At 73.3% G+C, this 16,772-nt stretch carries 15 protein-coding genes; 10 read left to right on the top strand and 5 right to left on the bottom strand.

Annotated features, from left to right (window positions below):
- The 5 genes from amrb99_RS47340 to cutA form a co-directional block, all read left to right on the top strand.
- Positions 1 to 749: helix-turn-helix domain-containing protein (locus amrb99_RS47340; RefSeq protein ID WP_190868664.1), on the top strand; the 749-nt coding region annotated here is incomplete at its 5' end.
- Positions 750 to 891: 142 nt separating this feature from the next.
- Positions 892 to 2,436 carry a solute carrier family 23 protein gene (locus tag amrb99_RS47335; RefSeq protein WP_190868663.1) on the top strand — a complete coding sequence of 515 codons (1,545 nt, stop codon included), beginning with the start codon at positions 892 to 894 and terminating at the stop codon, positions 2,434 to 2,436.
- Between the two features lie 12 nt (positions 2,437 to 2,448).
- Positions 2,449 to 3,312: an FAD binding domain-containing protein gene (locus amrb99_RS53585; protein WP_190868662.1), complete on the top strand. Its 864-nt coding sequence runs from the start codon at positions 2,449 to 2,451 to the stop codon at positions 3,310 to 3,312.
- On the top strand, positions 3,312 to 3,857 hold the full coding sequence (locus amrb99_RS47325; RefSeq protein ID WP_190868661.1) for a (2Fe-2S)-binding protein: 546 nt from the start codon (positions 3,312 to 3,314) through the stop codon (positions 3,855 to 3,857). The genes amrb99_RS53585 and amrb99_RS47325 overlap by 1 nt, the downstream gene beginning before the upstream one ends.
- Entirely contained in the window at positions 3,857 to 6,343 is a 2,487-nt protein-coding gene (cutA, locus tag amrb99_RS47320) for an aerobic carbon-monoxide dehydrogenase large subunit (RefSeq protein WP_190868660.1), read from the top strand. Before amrb99_RS47325 ends, cutA begins: the two co-directional genes overlap by 1 nt.
- On the opposite strand, the gene amrb99_RS47315 is transcribed toward cutA, so the two are convergent.
- Positions 6,289 to 7,116, bottom strand: coding sequence for a polysaccharide deacetylase family protein (locus amrb99_RS47315; RefSeq protein WP_241756622.1), 828 nt, complete (start codon positions 7,114 to 7,116; stop codon positions 6,289 to 6,291). The genes cutA and amrb99_RS47315 overlap by 55 nt on opposite strands.
- 228 nt (positions 7,117 to 7,344) lie before the next feature.
- On the opposite strand from amrb99_RS47315, the gene amrb99_RS47310 reads away from it, so the two are divergent.
- Positions 7,345 to 8,001, top strand: coding sequence for a carbon monoxide dehydrogenase subunit G (locus tag amrb99_RS47310; protein ID WP_190868658.1), 657 nt, complete (start codon positions 7,345 to 7,347; stop codon positions 7,999 to 8,001).
- A gap of 65 nt (positions 8,002 to 8,066) precedes the next feature.
- Here amrb99_RS47310 and amrb99_RS47305 read toward each other — a convergent pair whose 3' ends face one another.
- The 3 genes from amrb99_RS47305 to amrb99_RS47295 form a co-directional block, all read right to left on the bottom strand.
- Positions 8,067 to 8,894, bottom strand: coding sequence for an ABC transporter permease subunit (locus tag amrb99_RS47305; protein WP_190868657.1), 828 nt, complete (start codon positions 8,892 to 8,894; stop codon positions 8,067 to 8,069).
- Positions 8,891 to 9,856 (bottom strand): ATP-binding cassette domain-containing protein, encoded by a 966-nt coding sequence (locus tag amrb99_RS47300; RefSeq protein WP_190868656.1) that lies wholly within the window; start codon positions 9,854 to 9,856, stop codon positions 8,891 to 8,893. The genes amrb99_RS47305 and amrb99_RS47300 overlap by 4 nt, the downstream gene beginning before the upstream one ends.
- Positions 9,857 to 9,995: 139 nt before the next feature.
- A complete protein-coding gene (locus amrb99_RS47295; protein WP_190868655.1) occupies positions 9,996 to 10,370 on the bottom strand; it encodes an FKBP-type peptidyl-prolyl cis-trans isomerase in 375 nt (124 codons plus the stop codon).
- Positions 10,371 to 10,546: 176 nt separating this feature from the next.
- On the opposite strand from amrb99_RS47295, the gene amrb99_RS47290 reads away from it, so the two are divergent.
- The 3 genes from amrb99_RS47290 to amrb99_RS47280 all read left to right on the top strand — a co-directional run bounded on the left by amrb99_RS47290 (position 10,547) and on the right by amrb99_RS47280 (position 15,468).
- Positions 10,547 to 12,625 carry a hydantoinase/oxoprolinase family protein gene (locus amrb99_RS47290; RefSeq protein WP_190868654.1) on the top strand — a complete coding sequence of 693 codons (2,079 nt, stop codon included), beginning with the start codon at positions 10,547 to 10,549 and terminating at the stop codon, positions 12,623 to 12,625.
- A complete protein-coding gene (locus tag amrb99_RS47285; RefSeq protein ID WP_190868653.1) occupies positions 12,622 to 14,430 on the top strand; it encodes a hydantoinase B/oxoprolinase family protein in 1,809 nt (602 codons plus the stop codon). The genes amrb99_RS47290 and amrb99_RS47285 overlap by 4 nt, the downstream gene beginning before the upstream one ends.
- Before the next feature lie 177 nt (positions 14,431 to 14,607).
- Entirely contained in the window at positions 14,608 to 15,468 is an 861-nt protein-coding gene (locus amrb99_RS47280) for an oxygenase MpaB family protein (RefSeq protein WP_190868652.1), read from the top strand.
- Positions 15,469 to 15,480: 12 nt separating this feature from the next.
- Here the strand turns inward: amrb99_RS47280 and amrb99_RS47275 are convergent, their stop codons facing one another.
- Positions 15,481 to 15,654: a hypothetical protein gene (locus amrb99_RS47275; protein WP_190868651.1), complete on the bottom strand. Its 174-nt coding sequence runs from the start codon at positions 15,652 to 15,654 to the stop codon at positions 15,481 to 15,483.
- 248 nt (positions 15,655 to 15,902) lie between these two features.
- Between amrb99_RS47275 and amrb99_RS47270 the strand changes: the two genes are divergently transcribed.
- Positions 15,903 to 16,268 carry an Mth938-like domain-containing protein gene (locus amrb99_RS47270; RefSeq protein ID WP_190868650.1) on the top strand — a complete coding sequence of 122 codons (366 nt, stop codon included), beginning with the start codon at positions 15,903 to 15,905 and terminating at the stop codon, positions 16,266 to 16,268.
- The last annotated feature ends 504 nt before the right edge of the window (positions 16,269 to 16,772 follow it).

The raw sequence follows: 16,772 nt of genomic DNA, 5'->3' as shown, positions 1-16,772 counted from the left end.
TCCGCATGGCCGACCACCCCGCCCTCGGACTGTGCCTGGACAGCTTCCACATCTCGGCCCGGGACGTCGATCCGTACGCCATCCGCGCCATCCCCGGCGACAAGATCTTCTTCCTGCAGCCGTGGAGCACCGCCGTGCGGCGGCACGACCGCGGCGCCGCGGTCGCGAGCTTCGCGCACGAGATCGTCGCGATCGTCGGCGCGGACGCCGTCGCGGACCCCGGCGGCGGCGAGCCGCCCGCGGGCCCCGTGCAGGCGATGGTGAAGGAGGCCGCGGCGCTGTTCGCCGAGCACCTGCCGGTGCGCCGCACGTTCTCCACCGGCATCAGCCGGACGGTGACGTGCCCGGCGGAGCTGCCGGAGGCCTACGAGCAGGCGGTGAAGGCCGTCCGGGTCGGGCGGCAGCTGCACGGCGCGGGCGCGCGGGCGCACTTCGACCAGCTCGGCGTGTACCGGCTGCTGAGCCTGGTGTCGGATCCGGCGGAGCTGCACGCGTTCGTCCGGGAGACCCTCGGCGAGCTGGCGGGCGACGACGAGCCGGAGCTGGTGGACCTGCGCCGCACCCTGCAGGTGCTGCTGGAGACGAACCTCAACGTCGCCGAGACCGCGCGGCGGCTGCACTTCCACTACAACACGCTGCGGTACCGGATCGGCAAGCTGGAACGGATGCTCGGGGCGTTCACCGAGGACGCGCATCTGCGGCTCAACCTCACCCTCGCCCTGCACGTGCTGCGCATGCGCGGTATCTGAGCGTAGCGGCGCCGTCCGGGTCCGCCCGGACGGCGCGCCGAACTTCGGCAGATGTCGCCGATGCCCGCCCACCGGGGTAGATCTACGTTGCCCGCAGGCGCGAGCCGGTGCGGACGCCCATGTCGACCAGGAGGAGCCCCGGATGGTGATCGGCTGGAAGCTGCACGGGGACGGGCGCACGCCGCCGCCCGGAGAGGTCGTCCGGCCGGGGGAGCGGCTGTCGTGGCCGCGCACCGCCGGCATCGGCGCCCAGCACGTGGTGGCGATGTTCGGCGCGACGTTCGTGTTCCCGGTGGTGATGGGCCTCGACCCGAACCTGTCCATCATGATGTCGGGGTTCGCGACGATCCTGTTCCTGCTGATCGTCGGCGGCCGGGTGCCGAGCTACCTCGGCACCAGCGCCTCGTTCGTCGGCGCGGTCGCGGCGATCCGCGCGGCGGGCGGCGACAGCGCGCGGGTGACCGGCGCGATCCTGGTCGCGGGCGCGCTGCTGCTGGTGATCGGCGTGATCGTGCACTTCCTCGGCGGCGAGGTCATCCACCGGGTGTTCCCGCCGGTAGTGACGGGCGCCGTCGTCATGCTGATCGGGTTCAACCTGGCGCCGGTCGTCGCGGACACGTACTGGCCGCAGGACCAGTGGGTCGCGCTGGCGACGCTGTGCTTCGCGGTGTTCTGCACGGTGGTGCTGCGCGGGTTCTGGTCGCGGATCGCGATCCTGCTGGCGCTGGTGTTCGGGTTCGTCCTGTCGTGGGTCCTGGACAAGACGGCCGGGGAGATCACGTCGGTGCTGCCGGGGCAGAACCTGCTGGACGGGGCGGGGAAGGCGTGCACGGCGGAGGGCCCGTTCTGCGTGCCGACGGCGTTCCCGCACGACCGGCTGAACTTCTCGGCGGTGAAGGCGGCGGACTGGTTCGGGTTCCCGCACACGCACGCGCCCGACTTCAAGACCTCCGCGATCCTGCTGGCGCTGCCGCCGGTCATCGCGCTGATCGCGGAGAACACCGGGCACGTCAAGGCGGTGGCGGCGATGACCGGGGACGACCTGAACCCGGTGCTCGGCCGCGCGATCGGCGCGGACGGCGTCGGCACGGTGCTGGCCACGGCGGTCGGCGGCTCGCCCACCACGACCTACGCCGAGAACATCGGCGTGATGGCCGCGACCCGGATCTACTCGACGGCCGCCTACTACGTCGCGGCGATCGTGGCGGTGCTGTTCGGGCTGTGCCCGAAGTTCGGCGCGCTGGTCGCGGCGACGCCGGGCGGGGTGCTCGGCGGCATCACCGTCGTGCTGTACGGGATGATCGGCCTGCTCGGCGCGAAGATCTGGATCGAGAACCGGGTCGACTTCGGCGATCCGGTCAACCTCGTCCCGGTGGCGGCGGCGATCATCCTGGCGATCGGGAACGTCACGCTGAAGATCACCGACGACTTCCCGCTGCAGGGCATCGCGCTCGGCACCATCGCGGTGCTGGTCGGCTACCACCTGCTGAACGCGGTGCGCCGCCCGGACGAGTCGGGCGGCGGCGTCATCGCGCCCGCGGAGCGGGAGATCGGCGGGCCGGTCCGTCCCGGCGGAGGCGGCGAGCCCGGTGTGCCGGGCGCACGCCGCGAGCCGGGCGAGCCGGGCGAACCCGGCGGGCGCGGCGAGCCCGGCGAGCCTCCGGATCGCGAGAGCGATGCGGGCTGAGGGGGCGGCGCCGTGAAACCGCCCCCGTTCCGCCACCACGCGCCCCGCACCGTCGACGAGGCGCTCGGCATGCTCGACGGCGCCCCGGGCGCCAAGGTGCTCGCGGGCGGGCAGAGCCTCATCCCGCTGCTCAACATGCGCCTCGCCGCGCCGCCCGACCTGGTCGACGTCAACGGCGTCGCCGAGCTGGACACCGTGCACGTCGGCGACGAGGGCGTGCGGGTCGGCGCGCTGGCCCGGCACGCGCGGGTGGAGCGGTCGGTGGAGGCGGCGGCCGTGCAGCCGCTGCTCGGCCGCGCGCTGCGGCACGTCGCGCATCCGGTCATCCGCAACCGCGGCACGGTCGTCGGGAGCCTCGCGCACGCCGACCCGGCCGCGGAGCTGCCCGCGGTGCTCGCCGTCCTCGGCGGGACGGTCGAGGCCGCGTCGGTGCGGGGGCGCCGGACGATCCCGGCGGCGGAGTTCTTCACCGGCCCGCTGGAGTCGGCGCTCGGGCCGGGGGAGCTGGCGGTCGCCGCGTTCTTCCCGGCCGCGCCGCCCCGCACCGGGACGGCGTTCACCGAGACGGCGCGGCGGCACGGCGACTACGCGCTGTCCGGCGTCGCCGCGGTCGTCACGCTCGACGAGGACCTGCGGGTCGGCGGCGTCCGCGCCGGCTACCTCGGCATCGCGCCCGCGCCCCTCGTCCTCGACCTCGCGGAGGCGGCGGGGCCGCACGGCGACTGGCCGGCCGCCGCGGCGTACGTGCGGGAGCGGATCGACCCCGAGTCCGACATCCACGCGAGCGCCCGCTACCGCCGCCACCTGACCGGGGTACTGACGGAGAGGGCGCTGGCGACCGCCGCCGCCGAGGCGCTGAGGAGGGCGCGGGACTGATGGAGGAGCTCCACGACATCGCCCTGACGGTCAACGGCGTGCACCGCACGGCGCGGGTGCCCGCCCGGCGGCTGCTGTCGGACCTGCTGCGGCACGACCTCGGCCTGACCGGCACCCACGTCGGCTGCGAGCACGGCGTCTGCGGCTGCTGCACGGTGCTGATGGACGGCGACCCGGTCCGGTCCTGCCTGACGTTCGCGGTGACGGCCGCCGGGCACGCCGTCACGACGGTGGAGGGCCTCGCCGCGCCGGACGGCACGCCGTCCCCGGTCCAGCGGGCGTTCCGCGAATGCCACGGCCTGCAGTGCGGCTTCTGCACGCCCGGTTTCCTGTGCACGGTGACCGCGCTGCTGCGGGAGACGGCGCGCCCGACGGAGGACGAGGTGCTCGAAGGGATCTCCGGGAACCTGTGCCGCTGCACCGGTTACCAGAACATCGTGAAGTCGGTGCACCGCGCGGCCGAACTGCTCGCCGCGTCCGGCGGGTCCGGCGGGTCCGGCGGGTCCGGCGGGTCCGGCGGTTCCGGCGCAGAGAGCGAGGCGTGATGGGGACGCGCGTGTTCGGCGAGCCGGTGGAGCGCCGCGAGGACGCGCGGCTCCTCACCGGCCGCGGCCGGTACCTGGACGACCTCGGGCGGGACGCGCTCGCGGCGGCGTTCGTCCGGTCCCCGCACGCCCACGCCCGCATCGCCGACATCGACGTGTCGGACGCGCTCGACGTGGACGGCCTCGTCGCCGTCTACACCTGGGAGGACCTGCCGGGACGCGTCGGCGAGCCGCTGCCGCTGCTCATCCCGCACCCGGCCCTGACGCACGGCCGCACCGGGTACCCGCTGGCGCGCGACGTCGTCCGGCACGTCGGCGAGCCCGTCGCGATGGTCGTCGCGCGCGACCGGTACCTCGCCGAGGACGCCGCCGAGCGCATCCGCGTCGAGTACGAGCCGCTGCCCGCCGTCGTCGGCATCGAGAACGCCGAGCGCGCCGAGCACCTCGTCCACGACGACGTCCCCGGCAACGTCGGCGCCGTCCTGCTCCAGGAGACCGGCGACGCCGCCGCGGCGATCGACGCCGCGCCGCACAAGCTGGAGTTCCGGCTGTCGATCGAGCGGTCGGCGTCCACGCCGCTGGAGGGGCGCGGCGTGTACGCGCGCTGGGACGCCGACGACGGGTCGCTGCGCGTCTACTCCTCCACGCAGGCGTCGACCAGCGTGCGCGCCGCGATCGCCGCGCGGCTCGGCCTGCCGAACGGCAAGGTCGAGGTCGTCGCGCCGGACGTCGGCGGCGGGTTCGGCGTGAAGATCGTGCATCCGTGGCCGGAGGAGGTGCTCGTCCCGTGGGCGGCGCGGCTCCTCGGCCGCGAGATCAAGTGGACCGAGGACCGGCGCGAGCACTTCGTCGCCGCCGCCCACGAGCGCGGCCAGCTCCAGGACGTCCGGGTCGGGTTCGACCACGCGGGCCGCGTCCTCGGCCTGGACGTGCGGATCCTGCACGACCACGGCGCGTACACCCCGTACGGGATCATCATCCCGATCGTCACGTCGACGCAGCTGCTCGGCCCGTACAAGATCGGCGCGTACCGGGCCGAGGTCGTCAGCCTCTACACCAACACCCTCATCGTCACGCCGTACCGGGGCGCGGGCCGCCCGCAGGGCGTGTTCTGCATGGAGCGGACGATGGACCGCATCGCCCGCCACCTCGGCCTCGACCGCGCCGACGTGCGCGCCGCGAACTTCATCCAGCCCGACGAGTTCCCCTACGACCAGGGCCTGACGTTCCAGGACGGCCGCCCGCTCGTCTACGACTCCGGCGACTACCCCGAGCTGCTGCGCAAGGTGCGGGACCTCATCGGCTGGGACGGGTTCGAGGCGGAGCGGGCGGCCGCCGCGCGCCGCGGCCGCCGCATCGGCATCGGCGTCGGCGTGTACGTCGAGGGGACGGGCGTCGGCCCGTACGAGGGCGGGCACGTCGAGATCGACACGGCCGGGCGGGTGCACGTGTCGACCGGGCTGACCTCGCAGGGGCAGGGCCACGAGACCGTGTTCGCGCAGATCGCCGCCGCCGAGCTCGGCGTCCCGATCGGGGACGTGCGCGTCACGACCGGGGACACGCGGCGGTTCGGGTACGCGGTCGGCACGTTCGCGTCCCGCGCCGCGGTGATGAGCGGGAACGCGATCGCGGTGGCGTGCCGGAAGGTCCGCGAGAAGGCGCTGCGGATCGCCGGGGAGGCGCTGGAGGCCGACCCGGGCGACCTGGAGATCACCGACGGGGTCGTGCACGTCCGCGGAGACCTGTCGGCGTCCGTCCCGCTGCGGACGGTCGCGGTGCTGTCGAACCCGCTGCGGTACGCGTTCGACGCGGAGACCGCCGCGGCGACGCAGTTCGCGGTGGGCCGCCCCGCGACGGAGCCGCCCGTCGCGGAGGGGGACGAGCCGGGCCTGGAGGGGCGCGGCTACTACTCGCCCGTCCGGTCGACGTTCGCCGCGGGCGCGCACGCCGCGATCGTGGAGACCGACCCGGACACCGCCGAGATCGCGATCCTGCGGTACGCGGTCGTGCACGACTGCGGGAGGCTCATCAACCCGATGGTCGTCGAGGGGCAGATCCACGGCGGCGTCGCGCAGGGCGTCGGCGGCGCCCTCTACGAGCGGATGGTCTACGACGAGTCCGGCCAGCTCCTGAACGCCTCGTTCATGGACTTCCTCATGCCGTACGCGACGGAGGTCCCGCGCATCGAGACCGACCATCTGGAGACGCCGTCGCCGCTGAACCCGCTCGGCATCAAGGGCGCGGGGGAGGCGGGCGTCATCCCGGTGTCGGCCGTCGTCGCCTCCGCCGTCGAGGACGCCGAGGGGCTGCGCGTCGAGGCGATGCCGCTGTCCCCGGACGCCCTGTACGAGCTGCGCGAACGGGCGTCCGGCGACCCGGGCCTGCGCGTCCGGGAGGCCGCGCGCGACGGCGGCGGGGCGGCTCCGGGCGGTCAGTTCGCGGCGGGCGTCTCCGGGGCGTTGCCGCCGAGCGAGCGCGGCAGGTAGTTCTGCACGGCGGCGGGCCGGAGCCCGGCCTGCCTGATCCAGCCGAGGATCATCCGGAACTCCCCGGCCAGGCCCTTGCGGTAGTGCATCAGGATGATGTCGCCGGGCTTGAAGCCCTTGCCGCCGTCGGCGCGCGCGAACCCGTTGTAGCCGACGCCGGGGCCGGAGGTGCCGTTGTAGAACTCCGCCGTCCAGGTCAGGATCGACTTCATCCCGCAGTCCTTGGACGCCTGCCGCGTCGCCTGGTTGTAGGCGCCGAACGGCGGCCGGAAGATCAGCGGCCGGCGGCCGTACTCGCGCTGGATCGCGTCCGCCGAGTCGCAGATCTGCCGCTTCTGCGCGTCGGGGGAGAGCGAGGGCATGTTCGGGTGCGTGACGGTGTGGTCCTCGATCTGCGAGCCCGCGTTGCGCATCGCGAGGAAGTACTGGCCCTGGCCCCGCAGATACGTCGTGGTCAGGAACGTCAGGATCGGCACCTTCTCCTTGCGGACGATGTCGACGAATTCCGAGTCGTAGGTGTAGCCGTCGTCGATGGTGAGGAAGACGACGCGCTCGGTGGTGTCGATGTGGTCGATGACGGGGGGCAGCCCGTCGGCGGACGGCTTCGGCGGCGTCCACGTGCCGGGCTTCGGCGTCGCCCATTTCTGGTCGGCGAGCACCGAGGAGAGCTGCGTCCGCATGGACGGCCCCGACGAGCCGCCCGCCTCGGCCCGGACCACCGGCCAGCCGCCCGCGGCCGCGCCGACGACTCCGGCGGTCACCATCGCGATCATGGGCGTCTTCCCTCGCATCGGCCGCGTTCTCCGTTCGGTTGGGGGGTTCGGTTCTCGTCGTTCGCTTCGGTTGACGCGCCCGCACGCCCGGGAGTTCGCGCGCGTCGGTATCAGCCGGACATATCTGACCATTTCCCCGCGGTGTCGCCGGGGATCTGCCCAATCCTCGGCGTGTACTCGGCACATGTTGCCGTTCGGTGCGGGGCCCGCATTCCCTAAAGTCGGAACATGCAGGTCAACGGCAGTGCCAGCGTCGCCGCGCCGCTCGCCCGCGTCTGGGACGCGCTCCAGGACCCGGCCGTGCTCGCCCGGACGATCCCCGGGTGCCGCTCCCTGGAGGAGACCGGCCCCGACACCTACCGCATGACGGTCACCGCCGGCGTCGCGTCCATCCAGGGCACCTACGTCGGGCGCGTCGAGCTCGCCGACCCCGACCCGCCGCGCTCGTTCACGCTGCGCGCGCAGGGCCAGGGCGCGCCCGGCACGGTGGACGCGACGGTCCGCGTCCGGCTCTCGGACGGCGGCGGCTCCACCCGCGTCGACTACGCCGCCGACGCGGTCGTCGGCGGGATGATCGGCGGCGTCGGGCAGCGGATGCTCGGCGGCGTCGCCAAGCGGACGGCCGGCGAGTTCTTCGCCGCCGTCGAACGCGACCTGACCGCGCCGCCCGCCGAACCGGAGACCCCGCCGCCCGCCCCGGCGGCCGCGCCGTCCTCCACCGCACGGCCGGAGACCGGCCGGGTGTTCCCGGGACGCGCCGCCGCCGAGCCGGCCCCGCCCGGCGGGACGGCCGGAGCGCCGATGGTCGCCGCGTTCCTCGCCGGAGGCGCCGTCGCTCTCGCCGGGGTCGCCCTCGGCCACCTCCTCGCCCGCCGCCGGCGCTGAGCCGCAGTGGGCCGTCGTCATGGCGGCGCCGGCGACTCGCCGCCGGTCGGCGGACGCGTGGCAGGTCAGGCGTCGCGGCGCTCGAACAGGACGAGCGCCGCGGCCAGCACGACCGCCGTGTACACCGCGAAGACGCCGAGGCCCGTCCACGGGGCGAGCGAACCGGACTTGTGCACCGGGTCGAGGATCGCGCCGCCCGCGTTGGACGGCAGGAACTTGTTGACCGTGTCGCCCCACGTGCTCGGCAGGAACCCGCCCGCGATGCCGAGCACGAACAGCACCACGAACAGCAGCACGATCGAGCCCGCCGTGTGCCGCAGCAGCGTCCCGATGCCGAGCGCGAGGATCGCGACCAGCGCCAGGTAGATCCCGCCGCCGATGACCGCGCGCAGCACCCCGGGATCGCCGATCGAGCCGTCGAGGTGCTTGGACGCGAGGATGCCCTGCGCCGCGTAGAACGACGCGAACGTCACCACGATCCCGACCACCAGCACGACCGCGCCCAGCACGACCGTCTTGGCGGCCAGGTACGCGGCCCGCCGCGGCACCGCCGTCAGCGCCGTCTTGATCATCCCGGTGCCGTGCTCGGCGGTGATGACCAGCACGCCCAGCGCGCCGAACACCACCAGGCCGAAGTAGTAGGCGACCTGCGTCGGGAGCATCGGGGTGAACGTCGCCCGGTCCCGGGCGCTCATCTGGTCGAAGGACGCGGTGAACGCCAGCGCCCACAACGCGGAGAACCCGATGAGCACGACCGCGCCGGCCAGCAGCGTCCAGAACGTCGACCGGACCGTGGCGATCTTCGTCCACTCCGAGGACAGCACGTGCGCGAACCGGACGCGCTTGACGTCCCTGCGAGACCCCGCCCGCGCGGGAGCGGCCGGTGCGTTCACGCGCCCGCCCCCGGGGACGTCGCGCCCGGCCCCGCCGCGGCCGGGTTCGCCGCGCCCGGCACACCGGCGTGGTACTCGACGGTCTCGCCGGTCAGCCGCATGAACGCCTCCTCCAGGGACGGCTGGACGGTCGCCAGCTCGTGCAGCCGCAGCCCGTTGTCGGCGGCGACGTCGCCGATCTCCGCCGCGGGCGCCCCGTACACCCGCAGCGCGCCGTCCGGGTCCTGCTCCAGCCGCCTGCCGGGGCCGTCGAGCAGCCGCGCCAGCTCGGCGGCCTGCGGCGAGCGCACCAGCACGTGGCTGGTCGCGTTCGCGCCGATGAACTCGGCCATCCCGGTGTCGGCGAGGATGCGGCCCCGCCCGATGACGACGAGGTGCTCGGCCGTCAGCGCCATCTCCGACATCAGGTGGCTGGAGACGAACACGGTGCGGCCCTCCCGCGCGAGGCGCCGCATCAGCGTGCGGATCCACAGGATGCCCTCGGGGTCCAGGCCGTTCACCGGCTCGTCGAACATCAGCACTCCGGGGTCGCCGAGCAGCGCGGCGGCGATGCCGAGCCGCTGCCCCATGCCGAGCGAGAAGCCCTTGGACCGCTTGCGCGCGACGCTCCGCAGCCCGACCAGGTCCAGCACCTCGTCCACCCGCCGGCGCGGGATCGCGTTGCTCTTGGCCAGGCACAGCAGGTGGTTGTAGGCGGTGCGGCCGCCGTGCACGTTGCGGGCGTCGAGGAGCGCGCCGACCTCGCGCAGCGGCGCGCCGAGCGTCCGGTAGCGGCGGCCGCCGACGGTGACCTCGCCGGCGGTCGGGCGGTCCAGGCCGAGGATCATCCGCATCGTCGTCGTCTTCCCGGCCCCGTTCGGGCCGAGGAAGCCGGTCACGCGGCCCGGCGCGACGCTGAAGCTGGCGCCGTCGACGGCGGTGGTGTCGCCGTACCGCTTCGTCAGCCCGCGCGCCTCGATCATGAACGTCTGATACCGGACGGCCCGCGCGCGGAAACGGCGGCGGCGGGCAACCGGCCGGATTTTCACCGCCCGATTGCCCGCCGTTGGGCCGTGCCCGTCGCCGTGCCCGTGGTCGTGCCGTCGCCGCAGGGGCGCGGTCCTAGCTCACCGCGACCAGGTCGACGACGAAGATCAGCGTCTCGCCGGGCTTGATGGCCGGGCTCGGGCTGCGGTCGCCGTAGGCCAGGTGCGGCGGGATGACCAGCTTGCGCCGGCCGCCGACCTTCATCCCGGCGATGCCCATGTCCCAGCCCTTGATGACGCGGCCGGAGCCGAGCTCGAAGTCCAGCGTGCCGCCCCGGTTCCAGGACGCGTCGAACTCCTCGCCGGTGGACCAGGAGACGCCGACGTAGTGCATCGACACGGTCGAGCCCTTGACGGCCTCGGGGCCGTCGCCCTTGGTGATGTCGGTGATGTCGAGGTGCGCGGGCGGCTGCCCCTCGGGGAAGTCGATCTCGGGGCGTTCAAGCGCCATGGAAGGGCTCCAGCGGTGTCATCGGATGCTTTTTCGGACGGCTGCCCAGCCTAGCGCCGCCGCCGGGGCCGCAGCGCGTCCCCCGGCCCGAGCGCGTGCCCTGACCAAAGAACGGCGGTCCCGTTGGCACATTGCGACGGTTCCCCGGGCGCGGCCCGTCCGGTAGACCGTTGGGCATGGCACGGCGGCTGCGCATCGGGATCGACACGGGCGGGACGTTCACCGACGTCGTCGCGCTGGACCCGGGAGGGGACGGGGCCGGCGGCGAGCCCGTCACCACCAAGACCCCGTCCACGCCCGCCGACCCCGCCGAGGGGTTCGCGGCGGGCGTCGCGAAGGTGCTCGGCCTGCTCGGCGCGTCTCCCGAGGACGTCGCTTCGCTGTCGCACGGCACGACCGTCGCGACGAACCGGCTGCTGGAGGACCGGATCGACGACCTCGGGTTCGTCACCACCGACGGCTTCGCGTCGATGCTGGAGATCGCGCGGCAGAGCGTCCCGGACGGCTACGGCAACAGCTACTTCTGGGTGAAGCCGCCGCGGATCGTCCCCGCGCACCGGGTGCGGACGGTCGGCGGGCGGCTCGACCACACCGGCGCCGAGCTGCGCCCCTTCGACACCGAGTCGGCGGTCGCGGCGGCGCGCTGGTTCCGCGACGCGGGGATCCGCGCGATCGGCGTGTGCTTCCTGCACTCCTACGCGAACCCGGCGCACGAGCTCGCGATGCGCGAGGTGCTGCGCCGCGAGCACCCGGACGCGGTCGTGTCCCTGTCGTGCGAGGTGCTGCGCGAGTACCGCGAGTACGAGCGGTCCGTGACGACGCTGGTGGACGCCGCCGTCAAGCCCGCGATGAACGGCTACCTCGCGCGGATCGCCGAGCGCGTCGCGTCCCGGCTGCTGGTGATGAAGAGCAACGGCGGCGTGCTGTCGGCGGACGAGGTGGCAAGGCAGCCGATCACGACGGTGCTGTCCGGCCCGGCGGCGGGCGCGCTCGGCGCCGCGTTCGTCGCCTCCCGCGGCGGCCGCGGCTCCGTCGTGACGCTGGACGGCGGCGGCACGTCCACCGACGTCGCCGTCGTGCTGGACGGCGAGCCGACCGTCACCACCGAGGGGACGATCGGCCGCCACCCCGTCAAGATCCCGATGATCGACATCGTGACGGTCGGCGCGGGCGGCGGGTCGATCGCGCGGCGGTCGGCGGACGGCGCGCTGAAGGTCGGGCCGCGCAGCGCCGGCGCCGACCCCGGCCCCCTCTGCTACGGCCGCGGCGGCACCGAGGTCACGGTCACCGACGCGCACGCCGTCCTCGGCCGCATCCCGCCGCACCTGCTCGGCGGCGAGGTGCCGCTGGACGTGCCCGCCGCCCGCGCCGGCCTCGAAACGCTCGCCGCCGGACTCGGCCTCACCGTCGAGCGGGCCGCCGCCGGGATCCTGGAGATCTCCGCGTGGAACCAGGCCAACGCGATCCGGCAGATCACCGTCCAGCGGGGCCTGGACGTCCGCGACTACCCGCTCGTCGCGTTCGGCGGGTCCGGGCCGCTGCTGGCGTGCCGGCTGCTCGACGTCCTCGGCCTGCCCGCCGCCGTCGTCCCGGAGAACCCCGGCAACCTGTCGGCGCTCGGGCTGCTCACCGTGGACGTGAAGAACGACCACGTGCGGACGCGGGTCGTCCGCGACGTCGAGCTGGACGCCGCCGTCCTCGCGGAGGCGTTCGCCGAGCTGGAGGACGAGGCCGGGGCGGCGCTCGCCCGCGAGGGCTTCCCCGAGGGGCGGCGGCGCTTCGTCCGGTCCGCCGACCTGCGCTACTACGGGCAGGCGTTCGAGGTCCGCGTCACCGCCCCGGCGGGACCGCCCGGCGAGGCGTTCCGCGCGGAGGTCGTCCGCCGCTTCCACGACGCGCACGCCGACCGGTACGGCTACTGCCACCGCGACGACCCGCGCCATCCCGTCGAATGGGTCAACCTCCGCGTGTCCGGCATCGGGCCGATCGACCGGCCGCGGCTCCCGGAACGCCCGCCGGGCGACGGCGACCCGTCGCGCGCCCGCACCGGCACCCGCCCGGTGCACTTCGACGCCTGGGAGGAGACACCGGTGTACCGGCGCGAGAAGCTCGCCCCAGGCGACGTCGTCGAGGGACCCGCGGTGATCGAGGAGTACGGCTCCACCCTCCCGCTGCACCCCGGCTTCACCGCCCGCGTCGACCCCCACGGCGACCTCGTGGTGACCGCGGCGCCCCGGACGGAGGCGGGCCGATGAGCGTCGACCCGATCCTCCTGGAGATCGTCGAAGGCACCCTCGCGTCCGTGGAACGCGAGGTGGAGACGGCCATCGCCCGCACGGCCCGCTCCCCGATGATCCGGGACGCCCACGACTTCCGCGCCGGCATCCACGACCGGCGGCTCCGCAAGCTCACCGGACGCTCCTACTCCGCGCTCGTCCAGCCCGTCGCCCGGGACTTCCCGATCGACGAGATGCGCCCCGGCGACGTGTTCTTCCACAACGACGTGTACCTGTCCGAAGGCGGCATCGGCCACCTCCCCGACCTCTGCGTGACCGTCCCGGTGTTCCATGACGGCGAGGTCGTCGCGTTCGTCCAGGCGTTCGGGCACCACGACGACATCGGCGGCGCCGTCCCCGGCTCCATGCCGAGCCACGCCCGCAGCGCCTACGAGGAGGGCCTGATGGTGCCGCCCATCAAGCTCTGGGACCGGGGCGTCCCGAACCGGGCCGCGCTCGCCATCATGACCCGCAACTCGCGGATGCCCGACTCCCTCGCCGGCGACCTCGACGCCGAGTGCTCCGCCTGCCTCATGGGCGCCCGCCGCCTCGGCGACCTGTTCGCCCGCTACGGCCGCGCGGACGTCGAGTCCTGCTTCGACGCGATCATCTCCCGCACCACCGACACGTTCCGCCGCGAGCTGCTCGCCAAGATCCCGGACGGCACGTTCGTCTGGGAGGACTATGCCGAGCACGACGGCGTCGACCCGCCCCGCCTGCACGCGCAGCGCATCACCCTCACCGTCGACAAGTCCGCGGACGTCCCGCTCGTCATCGACTTCGCCGGGACATCCCCGCAGGCCAAGGGCCCGATCAACCACGCGGGCGACTACGCGGGCGGCGTCTTCCTGAAGAAGTGGCTCGCGCCCGTCCTGCGCAACCTCGCCGACACCCCCGAGCGCGCCGCCGAACTCGACGTCAACGAGGGCGTCGTGCCCCTCATCGAGATGCGCTTCCCGGAGAAGGGCACGCTCCTCACGCCCGTCTTCCCGGCCCCGACCAACGCCCGCACGTTCGTCATCCTGCGGCTCCTCGGCGTTCTCGCGGGCGTCCTCGCCAAGGCCACCGGCGGACGCATGCCCGCCGACCAGGAGACGATCCGCTACACCGGCGTCTACGGCGAGGACGACCGCGGCCCCTACCTGATGCGCGAGGTCCTCGGCGGCGGCTCCGGCGGACGCCCCTACGCCGACGGCGAGGACACCATCCACATCGTCCCCGACTCCCGCAACATCCCCGCCGAGTTCGCCGAGGCCCGCTGGCCGTTCCTCGTCGAGCGCCTCGGCCTCGCCACCGACTCCGGCGGCCCCGGCGAGTTCCGCGGCGGCCTCGGCTACGACAAGCACATCCGCATGCTCCGCGACGCCCACTACATGTCGATCGCGGACCGCTCGATCCTCTCCTGCTGGGGCGTCAACGGGGGGCGCGCCGGCCGCCCCTTCCGCGTCGACATCGACGGCACGCCGATGGACGGCCTCGTCGACGACCACCCCGTCCGCGCCGGGCAGGTCATCCGCATCCGCACCACCGGAGGCGGCGGCTGGGGCGACCCCCTGGACCGCGACCCGTCCCGCGTCGCCGCGGACGTCCGCGACGGCAAGGTGTCGCCGGCCGGCGCCCGCGACGACTACGGCGTCGTCCTCCGCGACGGGACCGTCGACGCCGCGGCGACCGACGCGCTCCGCGCCCGCATCCGCGCCGACCGCGGCCCCGCCCCCTTCTTCGACCGCGGCCCCGGCTACCCGACTCTCTCCGGAGGAGCGACGTCCGCCGACGTGGACTGAAAGCCCACGGCGCGGCCGCTCAAGCCCGTTCGGCGTGGCCGCTTGCGGCTGCGGAGCCCTCGCGGCACGCCCGGGCTGCGGACTCACCGCGGCGTCCGGATACGGTCAGTGATCACATCGTCACGATGGCCCGTTGGTCTCTTAGCCTTCGGGTAATCGAGGCGCGCGGAGGTACCGATGGTGTGGTCGACCCAGGAGCAGCTGGCGCAGGCCCGCAAGCGGCCGCAGAGCAAGGAGGGGACCCTGTACGAGGCCCTTGAGCCGATCATGGAAGCGGCCGGCGGCGACGAACCGACCAACGGGAGCCTGCTGGACTCCCTCCTCCAGAGAGGCTCGCTCACGACCGAGACGGCGCGGCGGCACCTCGCCCTGATCGAGGGATTCGGGCAGGTCAACTCCACGTTCGACGAGACCTACGAGATCCTCCTGCTCGTCCGGTCCCTCCCGCAGACCTACGCCTACATCGACGGCGCGAAGCTGCTGGTCGAGACGCGACGGCTCGCCGAGACCCGGTTCGTCCCAGAGCGCCTCGAAACGACCGACCAGGTCATGGACGCGGTGCGGAAGGGATTCGCCGACGGAGCCGGCGGCCACGGGATCTCGACCGCCTACACGTCCCTCGGCGTCCGCCACACCACGATCGCGGAGACGTACCCGTCACCGCCCGACCACCCCTACATCAACCAGGTCAGCCTCGCCTACACGCTGCTGACCTTCTCCTACACGCCCCTGCTCGGCCTGCGGGCGGTCGGCGAGGACATCCCCGAAGGCGACGCCCTCCTCACCTGGATGGGCGTCTGGAAGATCATCGGCTCCGTCATGGGCATCGAGGAGGGCGGCCTCCCCGACACGTTCGACGAGGCGCGAGGACTCTGGGACCTCATCCTCGCCAGCCCCGGCTACGGCGCCAGCCCCGAAGGCGTCCAGCTCCTGCGGGCACTGAAGGAGCACGTCGCGTCCAACCAGAAGGCGGAACCGCCGGTCGACCTCATCGGACAGCACGGAGACGCCGCGGTTCTCGCGCTCCTCAAGTCCTGAACTGCCGACCGCTCAGGAAACCGGCTGCCGCTCGTCCGCCCTCCTGCCGTGGACGCCGCCCGCGGGGGCCGCCGGCCCGCCGCCGCGAGGCCGGATGACCCATCCCAGAAGAGCGCTGATCAGAACGGTCGCCAACGCGCCCGCCCCGAGCACCGCGAACACCGCGGTGAGACTGACGTCGATCATGTGACGCCCCTTCCCGAAGGGCTCGCATTCCCTTCGCGAATCGCATTTCGTGACCTGGGTCACCTGAATGGCATCGAGAGGAGACTTCCAGCCTAGGTTCGCCCGTCGCCATTCAGGGCCCGCCGGGCCTGCGATATGCACCACAGAATGCAAGATGACCCGCACATCAAAACCGTCATCTCCGCGAAATGACACGCGCGCCGTCCGCGGCGAGGGCGGACCGGAAGACCGCGTGGGAGGATGACCTCATGACGGCATCACCCCGTATCACCCACGTCTCCTGGGGACGCATGGAGGTCGAAGGGCTCCCGCCCGGCAAGGACTTCAAGCTGTATCCCGGAGGTGGTCGGGAATGGGACTGGGGCGAGCACGGAACCCGGCACGAGCCGGGGATCCAGCCCGCGGACGTCCAGGAACTCCTCGACCACGGGTGCACGACCGTGGTCCTCAGCCGAGGCATGGAGCTGCGGCTGCACACCATGCCGGAGACCCTCGAACTGCTGCAGAAGCACGGCGTCGAGGTCCACGTGGAAGAAACGAAAGCGGCCGTTGACATGTACAACAGGCTGGCCGCCGAGGTCGCCGTCGGAGGCCTTTTCCATTCCACCTGCTGACCGGCCGTTCATCCCTTCCCATCGACCGGAGAGGGATGGGACGTATGGCCGCCGGAGAACAGGGACGACCGGAAGCAGAGCGACCCGGTAGCGGCGGCGCCGCTACCTGGGGGACCGGGATCGGCGTGCAGAAGCGCCCAGCGCGCGAGTAGAAGCATCGGACCGAGCGCGACCTGAAATCCTGCGCGTCCGCGCAGCAGCGACGGAGTGATCACCGGGTGAGCGCTGCGGCCGGCCCGGCACGGTAGCCGGCAGGGCCGCCGCCGCCCACCACCTCAGGCATGGACGAGCCTGATCCATCTCACGACGCCAGATGCTCCCGCTGTAGCGTTCACTCTCAATCTATTGCAACGCCACGAGCAAGGTCGTTGCGTTACTTTTCGGCTTGTTGCAACAATAATCTTGGATCTACCAGCGAAGACAGTGATTTCGTGCAACAAGCTTCTTGCTGAACCTGGAAAGGCAACGTAGCGTTTGCGTTGTCAGAAACAAGCGGGCCGCAAG

Source organism: Actinomadura sp. RB99 (assembly GCF_014706005.1).
Lineage (GTDB): Bacteria > Actinomycetota > Actinomycetes > Streptosporangiales > Streptosporangiaceae > Spirillospora.
This window is presented reverse-complemented; position numbering and strand designations above follow the sequence as displayed.

Bases quoted from the DNA above. Each gene is read 5' to 3' on its own strand.
- amrb99_RS47335 (WP_190868663.1), top strand. From the start codon at position 892: ATGGTGATCGGCTGGAAGCTGCACGGGGACGGGCGCACGCCGCCGCCC.
- amrb99_RS47325 (WP_190868661.1), top strand. From the start codon at position 3,312: ATGGAGGAGCTCCACGACATCGCCCTGACGGTCAACGGCGTGCACCGC.
- cutA (WP_190868660.1), top strand. From the start codon at position 3,857: ATGGGGACGCGCGTGTTCGGCGAGCCGGTGGAGCGCCGCGAGGACGCG.
- amrb99_RS47315 (WP_241756622.1), bottom strand. From the start codon at position 7,116: ATGATCGCGATGGTGACCGCCGGAGTCGTCGGCGCGGCCGCGGGCGGC.
- amrb99_RS47310 (WP_190868658.1), top strand. From the start codon at position 7,345: ATGCAGGTCAACGGCAGTGCCAGCGTCGCCGCGCCGCTCGCCCGCGTC.
- amrb99_RS47300 (WP_190868656.1), bottom strand. From the start codon at position 9,856: ATGATCGAGGCGCGCGGGCTGACGAAGCGGTACGGCGACACCACCGCC.
- amrb99_RS47295 (WP_190868655.1), bottom strand. From the start codon at position 10,370: ATGGCGCTTGAACGCCCCGAGATCGACTTCCCCGAGGGGCAGCCGCCC.
- amrb99_RS47290 (WP_190868654.1), top strand. From the start codon at position 10,547: ATGGCACGGCGGCTGCGCATCGGGATCGACACGGGCGGGACGTTCACC.
- amrb99_RS47285 (WP_190868653.1), top strand. From the start codon at position 12,622: ATGAGCGTCGACCCGATCCTCCTGGAGATCGTCGAAGGCACCCTCGCG.
- amrb99_RS47280 (WP_190868652.1), top strand. From the start codon at position 14,608: ATGGTGTGGTCGACCCAGGAGCAGCTGGCGCAGGCCCGCAAGCGGCCG.
- amrb99_RS47275 (WP_190868651.1), bottom strand. From the start codon at position 15,654: ATGATCGACGTCAGTCTCACCGCGGTGTTCGCGGTGCTCGGGGCGGGC.
- amrb99_RS47270 (WP_190868650.1), top strand. From the start codon at position 15,903: ATGACGGCATCACCCCGTATCACCCACGTCTCCTGGGGACGCATGGAG.